At 58.0% G+C, this 13,533-nt stretch carries 11 protein-coding genes; 7 read left to right on the top strand and 4 right to left on the bottom strand.

Translation table 11 applies throughout. The features are described from left to right. Window positions 1-4: 4 nt before the first annotated feature. Window positions 5-232, bottom strand: coding sequence for a hypothetical protein (locus QZ487_RS06345; RefSeq protein ID WP_285976908.1), 228 nt, complete (start codon window positions 230-232; stop codon window positions 5-7). 521 nt (window positions 233-753) lie between these two features. Between QZ487_RS06345 and QZ487_RS06340 the strand changes: the two genes are divergently transcribed. Continuing rightward, a complete protein-coding gene (locus QZ487_RS06340) occupies window positions 754-2,949 on the top strand; it encodes a M3 family metallopeptidase (protein WP_296023825.1) in 2,196 nt (731 codons plus the stop codon). 48 nt (window positions 2,950-2,997) lie between these two features. Here QZ487_RS06340 and QZ487_RS06335 read toward each other — a convergent pair whose 3' ends face one another. The 3 genes from QZ487_RS06335 to QZ487_RS06325 are packed head-to-tail and all read right to left on the bottom strand — an operon-like array spanning window position 2,998 to window position 5,521. Beyond that, window positions 2,998-3,750 carry an ABC transporter ATP-binding protein gene (locus QZ487_RS06335; protein WP_285976906.1) on the bottom strand — a complete coding sequence of 251 codons (753 nt, stop codon included), beginning with the start codon at window positions 3,748-3,750 and terminating at the stop codon, window positions 2,998-3,000. Then, complete coding sequence (locus QZ487_RS06330) at window positions 3,747-4,700, bottom strand: iron ABC transporter permease (RefSeq protein WP_285976905.1); 954 nt, start codon at window positions 4,698-4,700, stop codon at window positions 3,747-3,749. The genes QZ487_RS06335 and QZ487_RS06330 overlap by 4 nt, the downstream gene beginning before the upstream one ends. Next, window positions 4,697-5,521, bottom strand: coding sequence for an ABC transporter substrate-binding protein (locus QZ487_RS06325; RefSeq protein ID WP_285976904.1), 825 nt, complete (start codon window positions 5,519-5,521; stop codon window positions 4,697-4,699). Before QZ487_RS06325 ends, QZ487_RS06330 begins: the two co-directional genes overlap by 4 nt. A gap of 176 nt (window positions 5,522-5,697) precedes the next feature. Between QZ487_RS06325 and QZ487_RS06320 the strand changes: the two genes are divergently transcribed. From QZ487_RS06320 to QZ487_RS06295, 6 genes are all read left to right on the top strand, one after another. Beyond that, window positions 5,698-6,003 (top strand): hypothetical protein, encoded by a 306-nt coding sequence (locus QZ487_RS06320; protein ID WP_285976903.1) that lies wholly within the window; start codon window positions 5,698-5,700, stop codon window positions 6,001-6,003. Between the two features lie 122 nt (window positions 6,004-6,125). Next, entirely contained in the window at window positions 6,126-8,084 is a 1,959-nt protein-coding gene (locus QZ487_RS06315; protein WP_296023824.1) for an EAL domain-containing protein, read from the top strand. A gap of 260 nt (window positions 8,085-8,344) precedes the next feature. Beyond that, entirely contained in the window at window positions 8,345-9,307 is a 963-nt protein-coding gene (mdh, locus tag QZ487_RS06310; RefSeq protein ID WP_296023822.1) for a malate dehydrogenase, read from the top strand. After that, the gene (locus tag QZ487_RS06305) at window positions 9,300-9,758 is read left to right on the top strand and encodes a hypothetical protein (RefSeq protein WP_285976900.1); all 459 of its coding nucleotides are present in this window, start codon (window positions 9,300-9,302) and stop codon (window positions 9,756-9,758) included. Before mdh ends, QZ487_RS06305 begins: the two co-directional genes overlap by 8 nt. Before the next feature lie 28 nt (window positions 9,759-9,786). After that, complete coding sequence (sucD, locus tag QZ487_RS06300) at window positions 9,787-10,677, top strand: succinate--CoA ligase subunit alpha (protein ID WP_296023821.1); 891 nt, start codon at window positions 9,787-9,789, stop codon at window positions 10,675-10,677. A 25-nt stretch (window positions 10,678-10,702) separates the two neighbouring features. Beyond that, window positions 10,703-13,531, top strand: coding sequence for a 2-oxoglutarate dehydrogenase E1 component (locus tag QZ487_RS06295; protein WP_285976898.1), 2,829 nt, complete (start codon window positions 10,703-10,705; stop codon window positions 13,529-13,531). Window positions 13,532-13,533: the final 2 nt, after the last annotated feature.

Here is a 13,533-nt window from a genome sequence, read left to right as displayed (position 1 = left end):
GACTCTATGTTCCGGTAATGTTCACGCTGTCAAGCTGCGGCTCGCTGGCGGTGGATATTGGTTGTGAATGGAGTGAGGGCAAGACGGCGAAGAAGGTTCCGCGCATCCCGGCGTGCTTTTCGATCAGTGCCTTGGGCGTGCGATAGGTCTCAACGGCTTGCTGAAACCATTTGCCCCATTTGGTATCGGCCCAGCTGTAACTGATGAAAGCCTTGTAAGTGTATTCGGCCATTGCAACCCCGCAGGCGTCCGAGCGCAAAAATCCAATGCTTTCAGCCCGAAGCGGCGACCCGAGAACAGCTTGGGCGATAATTGCGTGCTCGCAAGGCTTTCGCAATCAACTGCCGCCCCTTATGTTATACCTATACGTCACTTTATGTTTTGGTTGAGACTACACGCGCGGTGCGACCTGCAGGAAACGTCAGGTCGAAAACGTGCCGCCAGTAGCCGAAACAATACCTCTCTTTGCGGAGTCAAACCCCAAGCCCTTCGGGTCGCACCAAGGGGATTATGCGGCGATTTCTACTCAAAGGGTCGCACGGCGAACCGGGCAAGAGGGCTCCCCGCTTGCCCGGTTCATTTGCGCCAATATTCGACCAGCGACATATGTCTCCCGACATGCGACGGCAGACTGGTTGCAAATGTTATCAATCTGAGGTTCAAGCGCCGAACGGCATTAGAGATGCCGTTTGGTCGCATCACCGGAATCGCGCACGCGCAGCCCGGCAAATCTATTGGACTGGAGAATTACGAATGAAGGCCCGAATTTTGGCCCGCGTTGCACCTATCGCATTGGCCGCTGCCGTATTGGGCGGTTGCAACATGACCCCTGCTGAGATCTACAGCAGTGACGAGATTTTCGCTGGCATTGAATCCATCCCGCAAGGCACCGGATACTTCGCTTCAGAAAGCACGCTGCCGTTCCATGCACCCGATTTCAACGCAATCAGTGAAGACGATTACATGCCCGCCTTTGAACAGGGCATGGCGATCCAGAAGGCCGAAGTCGCTTCAATTGTGAACAATCCTGAAGCGCCGACTTTCGAGAATACCATCGTCGCGCTGGAAAAATCGGGCCTGATGCTGGGCCGGGTCAGCTATGTTTTCTCCGCTCTGACGGGCGCGAACACAACGGACCGCCTTGACGAGATTGATACCGAAGTCAGCCCGCTGCTGACCGCGCATTATGACGCGATCAACCTGGATCCGGGCCTCTTTGCGCGCGTGAAAACCATCTATGACAATCGCGCAGCAATGACGATGGAACCCGAAGATGCGGTGCTGCTGGAAAAAACCTATGCAGACATGGTGCAGGCTGGCGCGCTGCTGGACGAAGACCAGCGCGAGCAAGTGAAGGCAATCAACAGCCAGCTATCCAAACTGACGACCGAGTTCGGCCAGAAGGTGCGCAAGGCGACCGTGGACGGCGCAGTGATCGTTGACACGCGCGACGAACTGGCCGGTCTGTCAGATTCCGACATTGATGCGGCCGCAACGCTGGCAGCGGAAAAGGGCATGGAAGGCAAGTTTGCACTCGCTTTGCAGAACACCACGCAGCAGCCGTTGCTGCCCGCGCTGGAAAACCGCGAAGTGCGTGAGCGTCTGTTCAAGGCCAGCGCATACCGCGCGGATCAAGGCGGCGATAACGATACACGGCTTCTGCTGGCGAAAATCGCTACATTGCGCGCCGAGAAAGCCGAGATTTTCGGCAAACCCGACTGGGCGACCTACACCATGTATGATCGCATGGCGAAGGAACCGGCCACCGCATTGGGCTTCATGGAAGATATGGTACCGGCCCTTGCCGCCACACAGCGCAGCGATGCCGCAATGCTTAACAAGCGGATCGCCGCCGCCGGGCTCGATTTCGAAGTCCAGCCGTGGGATTGGTATCGCTTTGCCGAGAAGGTGAAAGCTGAACAATTCGCGTATGACGAAAGCGAAGTGATGAAGTATTTCGAACTCGAGCGGGTGCTTGAGGACGGCGTGTTCTTCATGGCCGAAAAGCTTTACGGCCTTACTTTCGAAAAGCGTGACGATATCCCCGTCTACCATCCGGATGTGTGGGTCTACACAGTGTTCGACGCTGACGGCAGCGAACTGGGCCTGTTCTATTTTGACCCGTTCCAGCGCCCGTCAAAACGGGGTGGCGCGTGGATGAGCAACTTCGTCGATCAAAGCTATGAGACAGGCAACAAGCCGGTGATCTACAACGTGCTCAACATCCCGAAGGCCGCCGATGGCGAGCCGCAGCTGGTCAGCTTTGACTGGGTAGAAACCACTTTCCACGAGTTTGGACATGCGCTGCACGGCTTCTTCGCGGATCAGAAGTACGAGACATTATCAGGCACCGCTACCGCGCGCGACTTTGTCGAATACCCCAGCCAGGTTCACGAGATGTGGGTGACCTACCCGGAAGTGCTGCAGAATTACACCAAGCACTATGAAACGGGCGAAACCATTCCGATGGAACTGGTGGAGAAGGTCCAGGCCGCGTCCAAATTCAACCAGGGTTACGACTTTGGTGAAGTGGTGACAGCCGCGCTGCTCGACATGAAATGGCACGCGCTTTCACCGGAAGAAGCCGCAGCGATCGATACACCGGAAAAGGTTGATGCGTTTGAACGTAACTCGCTGTTGGCCCTGGGTCTGGAAATCGATCTGGTGCCGCCACGCTACCGGTCGAACTACTTCAACCACATCTTCTCGGACCCTGCGGGATATTCGGCTGGCTATTACAGCTATCTATGGACCGAGATGCTCGACAAGGACAGCCGCAAGTGGTTCCTCGACAACGGCGGTTTGAGCCGCGAGAATGGAGATCACTATCGCCAGACCGTGCTCAGCCGTGGCGGAACGATGGATTATTTCCAGATGTTCGAAAACTTTGCCGGTCGCCAGCCGGACGTGCAGCCGATGCTGATCAGCCGCGGGCTGCTTGAAGAGTAAGCTCTTCGGGGAATGCAGATATGAGAGGGCGGCCTTCGGGTCGCCCTTTTAATATGTGATAAGCGCGCGTGCGCCCGGCTCGCCAATCCACCGCGCATCCACGCCCCACACACGCTTGATGTTATGGGCCGATAGCGCTTCCTCTGGCGCGCCATCGGCAGCAACGTGTCCCGCAAATTCGTCTTCACTCAGAACGATTACTCTGTCCGCATGATTCATCGCAGCGGCAAGATCGTGCATCACGATTACCACGCCGGCACCAGCATTCGCAGCCTTTCGCAAGTGGCTCAGCAAGGTCTGCTGATGCGCCAGATCAAGCGCGGCAAGCGGCTCGTCCGCCAGGATCCATTGTGGTTCGCCCGCCAGCACGCGGGCAAGCAACGCGCGCGCTTTCTCACCGCCGGAAAGTTGAGAGGCTGGCCGGTGCCGCAATCCTTCGAGATCGAGCGCAGCGATGGCCGCTTCTACCGCCGCATCACCGCGATCGCGATAGGGCATACGCCCCAGCCGTACGAGGTTCTCAACCGCGACATCCCACGCAATTTCGGCCTCTTGCGGAAGATATCCAATGCGTTGCGCGCGTATTTGAGGATGCAACCCAGACAGCTCGTTCTCAGCGAGCAAAACGCACCCTGCCTTCGTTTCGAGGAGTCCGGCCAGCGCCATCAAGAGCGAGGACTTACCCGCGCCATTAGCGCCACAAATGGCTGTGATCTTGCCGGGTTCCAGCCTGATCGAAACCTGGTCCAAAACGAGCCTTGCCCCGCGAGAAAGCGAAATATTGTCTGCGCAGAGGATCATAGCCGCCCTCGCCGCATCTTGAGCAACAACCAGAGGAAGAACGGCGCGCCGAGCAGGCTCAAAGCGATGCCAAGTCTCAGCTCTGTGACCAGCGGCAAGATGCGCACCACGCTGTCGGCTGCCAGGACCAGGCACGCGCCCGCAAGTGCGCTTGGCAGGATCAGGCTGGAGGGCAAGCGGTCAGTCAATGGACGCACCAGATGCGGCACAATCAAGCCGACAAATCCGATAATTCCCGCGACAGCTACGCTCGCACCTACAGTCAGCCCCACTCCGCCGACCAGCAATGCGAGCAACAGATCCGCGCGGGCGCCCATGGACCGGGCCGCCACTTCGCCCAGTGTCAAAGCATCAAGCGAGCGCGCCTTAATGCCAAGCAATGCAATTCCCGCAAGCACCAGCGGTGCAGCCAGATAGACATCGCGCCAGCTGCGGTCGGTCAGCGCGCCATTCAGCCACATCACAATCTCGCTCATGGCAAAGGCGCTGGGCGCCAAGGTGATGGCGAGCGCGGTCAGCGCGCCCGCTAGGCTCGCGATCATCAGGCCCGCCAGTGTGAATAGCGCAATTCCGCCAGTGCGACCCGCAATAATCGCGAGCAGCGCCATGCCCAGTGCCGCTCCGGCCAAAGCCATCACCGGCAATGTCCATTGGCTGGCTGAAACACCCAGCCACAGGCTGGCCACAGCGCCCAACGCCGCCATCGGCGCGATACCGAACAGGCCGGGATCCGCCAGCGGATTGCGCAAATAGCCTTGCATCGCAGCGCCTGCCGCGCCCAACCCCGCACCGATCACAATCGCCAGCAACGCACGCGGCAAGCGCAGCTCCATAAGGATCAGAGACGCACGCGGATCGGTAAAGGGATCGAGCCACACGCGCCCGGCAAGCAATGACAGCGGGAGCAAGATCACAAGAAGAGCAGCAAACAAGAGCGCGGCTCGGTTCATGATATCTGCTCACGTATCTGGCGCAGCCGCTGCATCGCGCGCGGTATCGTCGGACCGCCGCAATAAAGCAGCGTAGGATCGAATTGGGCGATCAATGTATCGGTTCGGGCTAACGCAGGATGCTGCTGTGCACGACTTTGCCCGGCCACTATCAGCACATCTGGCGGTGACGCGACAACTTGCTCAAGCGAAAGATAGTCTGCTTGCCCTAGCCCCAATCGGGCAGAATGGCTGGCAAATCCGGATGCTCGCAACAATTCGCTGATCAATTGCTGTTCGCCCGGGACAATCCCGCCCGGTTGCCACAAAACCGCGGACCTCTGTTCTCCAGCTCCAACGATTGAGACGGAATTGCGAATGTCTGCAGCTAGCGCTTCGCCGGAAGTCTTGCGGTCTATCAGCTGTGCAAGTCTGCCCACCTGATCAATGCTTTCTTCGACCGACATCGGGCTGTCAAAAGCCTCCACTCGCACGCCCAGCTTATCGAAGGCAGCGCGGGTGGCGGGCGCCATAAATGTGCTCGCCAGTACAATGTCAGGTTGCAACGCGACAATTTCCTCCACCGTTCCGCCCGTGACGTCATAACGCCGCGCGATTTCTTGCGGGATAGAGCTGGATTGCGGGTTGGCGTTATAGTGTGACAGTGCGAGAATTTGATCGGGATGGGCTACTTCGACCACTATCGCATCAAGGCAAGGGTTGAGACTGACGACGCGCGGCGCGCCGTCATCGCCGGCCTTTTCGCCAACCTCCGCAGGCGCGCAGGTGGCCAAGCCGGCCGTTAGTGCCGCGGTTAAGGCAAGCCGGCTACCGATAGCCATTGATGTGCGAAAACTCCCCATCATTCACGCGATAGGGACGTGCCCCTTTGCCTGCAAGCACCGGAAAGCTTTAGGCGAAATATCGTTGTCAATCCGGCGTTAACCCTGTCCCTGAACGCGACGTTAGCACCCATGCACTAGACGGGACGGCTTAACACACAGGTCGGGGTCGCACAATGCCAAGTCATTCAAATATTGCGTATTCTACCAATCGCGGCGCAATGTCGCGATTGCTGTTCGTGCCGGCGCGCGTGGTCGCCGCAAATGATAATGGCGCAGTAAAATCTACTGACCCTGCGATTGTCGAAGCGGCTTTGCGCCATTTCGCAGAGCATGGGCTTGGTGCTGCCCGCGCGGCGCGCCACCGTGCGGAACAAGCCTTCTTTGCGGACAAGCAGCCGGAATATCGCTGGTGGCTGGAGATTTGCCGTCAGCTGGACCGGCGCATGGCAGTAATTGCGGCGCGCGAACTTCAGGCCTGATCCCCTAATCTCCCTGCAACATAGAATGCGCCCGCCAATCCGCAGAAACCCTCCGTCTTTTTGGTAAGCACCTCGTTAACCTGTCATTGACAAGTTTGGGTTAATCCCGAGCGGTAATGGGAATGTCAGCGACAATCAACGCCATCAAAAGGCGCCTATCTGTCCGTTCGAGCCAGGACACATTGTCTGCGCGCGTGCGGCGAACCCTCGTATCGACCCTTTATACCCAACCAGCCAGCCTTGCGATCGGCGCGTTCAATGGGGTGGCCTCTACCGCGATTGCAGCGTGGGTCTCCGGTGAGCATATCCTGTACATCGGATGTATCCTGCTGACGGTGATCGCGATGGCACGCGTGGTTGCCTCGCTTGGTCTTTCCCCTGATCAAACGCATACCAGCACGCAGAAGCTCGAGCTGGTGTACGAAGTCGGTGCGTTCAGCTACGCCTTTGTGCTTGGCGGAATTGCCGCCTTGACCATTGCGCTGCAAACCACCGCTTCGGTCGAAGTGCTGATGATCGCCAACGCCACCTGCTACGGTGTTGGCATTTGCGCACGCAATGCAGGCCGTCCAACAATCGCGATGGGCCAGCTTTGTCTGGTCTGTTTTCCCATCATGGCCGCGGCGCTTTACATCGGCTCGCTCGCCCTGCTCGCACTTTTCGTGAACATGTTGCTGCTGATCCCGGCGATGGCTTCAATCACTTTGAATGTGTTCAAGGTTCTGCGCGATTCCATCGCTTCAGCGGAAACCAGTGCACGCATGGCCGACAAGATGCAGATCCTTGCTCGTACCGATGTTGTTACAGGACTCGCGAATCGTGCGGGCCTCAACCATGTGATGGTCGAAAGCATGAGGGGCCTGAAGGGCGACCAGCAGATGGCATTGATCTGGATCGACCTGGATCGATTCAAGGAAGTGAATGATTTGCTGGGCCACCCGATCGGCGACAAAGTGTTGGCAGAAGTGGCCAATCGCCTGCGCGAAGTCGTGCCTGAAGGTGCAACCTTAGCGCGCTTCGGCGGCGATGAATTCGTCCTCTACGGCCCGGTCGAAGACCGGAGGGAAGCCGAGCGGCTGGCCAGCGAAATTCATATTGAAGTCATGCGCCCACTAAGGGTTGACGGAAGATCGCTGGATGTGCGGGTCTCGCTCGGCGTTGCGATGATGCCCGATGATGCAAAAGACATCGAAACGTTGATGCAGCGTTCCGACCTCGCACTCTATCATGCCAAGGTCGCCGGCCGTTCGCAGACCAGCTTCTTCAACCCGAAGATGACGCGCGATCTGGTGCGCCGCCGTGAGATCGAAGACGAGTTGCGCAGTGCAATCATGCGGGACGAACTGTCGATCTACTTCCAGCCGATCATTCATCTGGATACAGGCAAGATCCACACCTTCGAAGCGCTGGTACGCTGGTTCCATCCTGAAAAAGGTGAGCTGCGCCCGGACGAGTTCATTCCCGTAGCTGAAGAAACCGGCGTTATTGTTACACTGGGTAATTGGATTACCGCGCAAGCCGCCAAAGCTTGCGCGCAATGGCCGGAGCATGTCAGCGTTGCGGTAAACCTTTCGCCTATGCAGATCCGCGCTCCGGGGGCAGCTCTGGGCATCATCAACGCCTTGCGCGAAGCAAATCTTGACCCGCACCGGCTCGAACTTGAAGTCACAGAGAGCCTGTTCGTGGATGACAATCATGCCACTGCGGTATTTATGGAAGAGCTCTCGAGCCGCGGCGTCCGTTTCGCGCTTGATGACTTCGGCACGGGGTATTCTTCGCTGGGCTATATCAACAGCTTCCCATTCTCGAAGATCAAGGTCGACCGCAGCTTTGTGTCTGGCCCCAATGTTGGCAAGAAGACCGATGCTATTATTCGCGCAGTGGCCAAGCTTGGCTCGCAACTCGACATGGATATTGTCGCCGAAGGCATCGAGACGATCGATCAGGTCCAATCCGTTCGCGAAGCCGGATGTACGCTGGGGCAAGGTTATTACTTCAGCCGCGCTGTCCCAGATTATCTTGCGGCTATGCTGCTTACGCAGGAAAGCGATGACGATAAGCCTGCGCGCGCGCAGGCCTGACACACTTCGCCTTTGCGGGCACTTCTTGCAAAACAGCGCAAATTCAACAATTTTGATAGCGCTTATTGCTATTGCGAATAGTTATCAAATATTCAATCGAGCTGCATGCTTTTCGCGGTTGCTTTCGCGCGCGTAGCCGCCTAGGCCTCTGGCAAGTGTCCCGGTGCGAAATCCCCCCGGACGCAGGGGAAGCGTGCCAATGTGGCTAGGCAGTTTTTATGCGTCTGATGCATTAATCGCGGAAAGGATTTTCCCTCACCATGGCTCGTAAAAAGATCGCGCTCATCGGCGCCGGCATGATCGGCGGCACGCTCGCCCACCTCGCGGCGAAGAAGCAAATGGGCGATATCGTCCTCTTCGACATCGCGGAAGGCATGCCGCAGGGCAAGGCACTGGATCTGTCGCAATGCGGCCCGATCGAAGGCTTTGACGCGAATATCAAGGGTTCGAACGACTATGCCGACATCGCGGATGCAGATGTAGTGATCGTGACCGCTGGTGTGCCGCGCAAGCCGGGCATGAGCCGTGACGATCTGCTAGGCATCAACCTCAAGGTGATGAAGTCGGTCGGCGAAGGCATCAAGAACAACTGCCCTGACGCATTTGTGATCTGCATCACCAACCCGCTTGATGCGATGGTCTGGGCGCTGCGCGAATTCAGCGGCCTGCCGCACAACAAGGTCGTCGGCATGGCAGGCGTGCTCGACAGCGCGCGCTTTGCGACCTTCCTCGCATGGGAATTCGGATGCTCGGTCAAGGACGTCAACGCATTCGTCCTCGGCGGCCACGGCGACACTATGGTCCCGGTCACCAGCTACACCACGATCAACGGCATTCCGGTGAATGACTATGCTAAGATCAAGGGCGTGCCCGCAGACCGCATTGATGAAATCGTAAAGCGCACGCGCGCAGGCGGCGGCGAAATCGTCCAGCTGCTCGGCAATGGCTCGGCCTATTACGCGCCTGCCACCAGCGCGATCGCGATGGCCGAAGCATACCTCGGCGATCAGAAGCGCATCCTGCCGTGTGCGAGCTATGTCGAAGGCAAATACGGCCTCGACGGGCTCTATGTCGGCGTTCCGACAGTGATCGGCGCAGGCGGCACCGAAGAAGTGATCGAGATCGAACTCAGCGACGAAGAGAAAGCGAATCTCAAGGTCAGCACCGACGCGGTCGAGGAACTGCTCGAGGTGTGCAAGGGGCTTGATAGCAGCCTTGCTTAAGCAGGTTTCCCTTCTTTGCCTCCTTGCGCTGTCCGCATTCCCCGCAGCCGCACGTGAGGTTCATCGTGCGGAAATTGGCGAGGATTTTGCTCCCAATGTCGCGCCCGAGCGGCGTGTCTATTGTTCTGACACGCAAGTGGTAACGCTGGCTGACGGAACCGAGTACCGCGCTTGCGTCAATTGGCGCGCACAAAGCAAGTCGCGCCTGATCCGCACCTATGCCGCACTCGAAGGGCCAGATGGCGATACGGATGCCAATGTTGAAATCGCACGCGCGTGTTTCGATCTGGCTGTTGCCAGTCAGAACGATCCCTATCGAACAGCATTCGATGTCAACACTTTTGTCGATGGTGCGCGGGCGCATTTTTCCCTCAGCGCCAAAACCCGCGCGATGATGCGCACCAATGAATACTCTCTGCGCGTCTACGAACGTGGCGTGTGGCTTGGCTGAACCGAATTAGAAAGACGGAGTTTTGTGAATGTCTATCCTCGTCAACAAGGACACCAAGGTCATCACGCAAGGGATGACCGGTAACACAGGTACGTTCCACACAGAGCAAGCTGTCGCTTACGGCACGCAGATGGTGGCAGGTGTTACGCCTGGCAAAGGCGGCACCGAGCATATCGGCATTCCGCAGTTCAACACGGTTGGCGATGCGAAGGCGGCAACCGGCGCGACCGCTTCGTGCATTTACGTGCCGCCTCCGTTCGCGGCGGACGCGATCCTTGAAGCGATCGATGCAGAGATCGAGCTGATCGTTGCCATCACCGAAGGCATTCCGGTGCTCGACATGGTTCGCGTGAAGCGCGCGCTGCAAGGTTCCAAATCGCGCCTGATCGGCCCGAACTGCCCGGGTGTTCTGACACCGGGCGAATGCAAGATCGGCATTATGCCGGGCAGCATCTTCAAAAAGGGCAGCGTCGGCGTTGTCTCACGTTCCGGCACGCTCACTTACGAAGCCGTCCACCAGACAACTATGGTTGGTCTTGGCCAGACCACCGCGGTGGGCATCGGCGGTGACCCCGTGAACGGCACCAACTTCATAGACGTGCTCGACATGTTCCTGGACGATGATGAAACCAAGTCGATCATCATGATCGGCGAGATCGGCGGCAGCGCGGAAGAAGAAGCCGCTGAATTCATCGCCAATGAAGCAAAGAAAGGCCGCAAAAAGCCGATGGTTGGCTTTATTGCTGGCCGCACAGCGCCTCCGGGCCGCCGGATGGGCCATGCTGGCGCAATCGTATCGGGCGGCCAGGGCGGCGCGGATGCCAAGATCGCAGCGATGGAAGCTGCGGGTATCCGCGTATCGCCAAGCCCCAGCGAACTTGGCACAACGCTCGACGCGCTACTGAAAGAACTGGCTTAACTTTTCCTCCTCCCCGGAGACCGAAATGGGTAACGAAAACCACGAGTTTCTGCCTGAAATGGGCGACCAGGAAGTCCCTCAACAGGGGCCCAGCTGGGGCAATCCGCGCTGGCTGGAAACCGTTGCGGATTCAGGCGCAGACCTGACAGCTGCGCTTGATCCCACGACGCTCAAGGCAGAGGTCAAACAAGCTGCCGCGGCGGCTGGCAAGCCAACTGACCCCAAAGCGGTCGAAAAGGCGGCGAGCCTATCGATAGCGGCGATGACTCTGGTGCGGCTATATCGTGTGCGCGGCCATATGGCGGCGGATCTGGATCCACTTGGTCTGCACAGCCATGAGACACCAAACGACCTAACACTCGATTTTCACGGGCTTGCCGGCAATGAAGATCAGGAAGTCTATGTTGGCGGCGTATTGGGTCTGGAATGGACGACCGTTCGCGAACTCTATGACACTTTGCGCGCGGCCTATTGCGGCAAGGTTGGCCTTGAATACATGCACATTGCCGACACAGAAGAGCGGCGTTTCCTGCAGGACAAGTTCGAAAGCCCGGGTGAAACGATCCAGTTCACCGACGAAGGCAAACGCGCGATCCTGGCCGCTGTGGTTCGCGGCGAGGAATATGAAAATTTCCTCGGCAAGAAATACGTTGGCACCAAGCGTTTCGGCCTGGATGGCGGCGAAGCGATGATCCCTGCCCTGGAGGCGGTGATCAAGCATGGCGGCCAAGCCGGCGTGCGCGAAATCATCTATGGCATGGCGCACCGCGGCCGATTGAACGTGCTCGCCAATGTGATGGCCAAGCCTTACAAGGTGATCTTCCACGAATTTTCCGGCGGTTCTGCCAGCCCGGAAGACGTAGGCGGCTCTGGCGACGTGAAATATCACCTGGGCACCAGCACCGATCGTGAATTTGACGGGATCGAAGTGCATATGAGCCTGGTCCCCAACCCGTCTCACCTTGAAGCGGTTAATCCGGTGGTCCTGGGCAAAGCCCGCGCGCAGCAAGCGATCCGCGGCGACCTGGACAAGCACGAGCAAGTCTTGCCAGTGCTGATCCACGGTGACGCAGCATTCGCAGGGCAAGGCGTGGTGTGGGAAAGCCTGAGCCTTACGGGCATCAACGGTTACAACACTGGCGGTTGCCTGCACTTTATCATCAACAACCAGATCGGTTTTACGACCGCGCCCAAATTCTCGCGCGGATCACCTTACCCGTCTGACGTTGCCAAGGGCGTTCAGGCACCCATCCTGCACGTCAATGGCGATGATCCAGAGGCCGTGACCTTCGCGTGCAAGCTCGCGGTCGATTATCGTCATCGCTTCAAGCGCGATATCGTGATCGACATGTGGTGCTATCGCCGCTTCGGCCATAACGAGGGGGACGAGCCGAAATTTACGCAGCCGTTGATGTATGACGCGATCGGCAAGCACAAAAAGGTCAGCTATCTCTATGCAGAGCGCTTGATTGAAGAAGGCGTGATCGAAAAAGGCTATACGCCTAAATTGCGCGACGACTTCACCGCATTGCTCGACGAAGAGTTTGAAGCAGCCAAAAGCTACAAGGCCAATGAAGCCGACTGGTTCGGCGGACGCTGGGCGGGCCTGAACAAACCGGCCGACCCCGAAGGTTCGCGGCGCAACATTGAAACGGCGATCGAAAAGAAGCTGTTCGACAGTTTGGGCCGAACATTGACGACGATCCCGGATGATCTGAACGCGCACCGCACGCTGCAGCGCGTGATCAAGGGCCGCGCAGACATGTTCGAGAGCGGTGACGGTTTCGACTGGGCGACTGCGGAAGCGCTCGCATTCGGCAGCCTCGTAACCGAAGGATACGGCGTGCGCCTGTCCGGACAGGATTCGGGCCGCGGCACCTTCAGCCAGCGCCACGCAGTCTGGGTCGACCAGAAGACCGAGGACAAATACCTGCCGCTGTGTCAGCTGCCGCATGGCAAGTTCGAAGTCTATGACAGCCCGCTGTCCGAATATGGCGTGCTCGGTTTTGAATATGGCTTTGCCATGGCAGACCCGAAAACACTGGTCCTTTGGGAAGCGCAGTTTGGCGATTTCGCCAATGGTGCACAGATCATGATCGACCAGTTCATCGCGAGCGGCGAAGCCAAATGGTTGCGCGCAAACGGGCTCGTGATGCTGTTGCCGCATGGATATGAAGGTCAAGGGCCAGAGCACAGTTCTGCGCGGCTTGAGCGTTTCCTTCAGCTATGTGCGAATGACAATATCCAGGTCTGCAACATCACAACGCCGGCGAATTACTTCCATGTGCTTCGCCGCCAGATGCATCGCGATTTCCGCAAACCGCTGATCATCATGACGCCCAAGAGCTTGCTGCGCCATCCCCTCGCCAAGAGCAGCGCAGACGAGTTCATGGGAGACCATCACTTCATGCGGATCAAGTCTGACATGACAGATATTGCAGACACGAAGGTAAAGCGTCTGGTACTGTGCAGCGGCAAAGTCGCTTACGATCTAATGCAGAAGCGGGACGAGGAAAGGCTCGACGATGTCTCGATCATCCGGATCGAACAATTGTACCCCTTCCCCGGCGATGCGCTTGCGGTGCGCCTCAAGCGTATGAAAAAGCTTGAGGACGTTGTCTGGTGTCAGGAAGAGCCAAAGAACAATGGTTCATGGTTCTTCGTTGATCGGCTGATCGAGCAATCGTTGAGCGATGCTGGTCATCCCGGCTTGCGACCGATCTATGCCGGGCGCGATGCATCCGCTTCGCCAGCGACAGGTCTCGCAAAACGGCATCAGGAACAGCAGGAAGCGCTAATCGCGGAAGCACTGGGCCTGAACAGCAAAACCAATTCCAGTAAGTCTAAGGGCTAAGG

It is taken from the genome of uncultured Altererythrobacter sp. (genome assembly GCF_913057185.1).
GTDB classification, from domain to species: domain Bacteria; phylum Pseudomonadota; class Alphaproteobacteria; order Sphingomonadales; family Sphingomonadaceae; genus Erythrobacter; species Erythrobacter rubellus.
This window is presented reverse-complemented; position numbering and strand designations above follow the sequence as displayed.

Coding starts and splice junctions, on each gene's coding strand:
- QZ487_RS06345 (WP_285976908.1), bottom strand. CDS start 232: ATGGCCGAATACACTTACAAGGCTTTCATCAGTTACAGCTGGGCCGAT.
- QZ487_RS06340 (WP_296023825.1), top strand. CDS start 754: ATGAAGGCCCGAATTTTGGCCCGCGTTGCACCTATCGCATTGGCCGCT.
- QZ487_RS06335 (WP_285976906.1), bottom strand. CDS start 3,750: ATGATCCTCTGCGCAGACAATATTTCGCTTTCTCGCGGGGCAAGGCTC.
- QZ487_RS06330 (WP_285976905.1), bottom strand. CDS start 4,700: ATGAACCGAGCCGCGCTCTTGTTTGCTGCTCTTCTTGTGATCTTGCTC.
- QZ487_RS06325 (WP_285976904.1), bottom strand. CDS start 5,521: ATGGCTATCGGTAGCCGGCTTGCCTTAACCGCGGCACTAACGGCCGGC.
- QZ487_RS06320 (WP_285976903.1), top strand. CDS start 5,698: ATGCCAAGTCATTCAAATATTGCGTATTCTACCAATCGCGGCGCAATG.
- QZ487_RS06315 (WP_296023824.1), top strand. CDS start 6,126: ATGTCAGCGACAATCAACGCCATCAAAAGGCGCCTATCTGTCCGTTCG.
- mdh (WP_296023822.1), top strand. CDS start 8,345: ATGGCTCGTAAAAAGATCGCGCTCATCGGCGCCGGCATGATCGGCGGC.
- sucD (WP_296023821.1), top strand. CDS start 9,787: ATGTCTATCCTCGTCAACAAGGACACCAAGGTCATCACGCAAGGGATG.
- QZ487_RS06295 (WP_285976898.1), top strand. CDS start 10,703: ATGGGTAACGAAAACCACGAGTTTCTGCCTGAAATGGGCGACCAGGAA.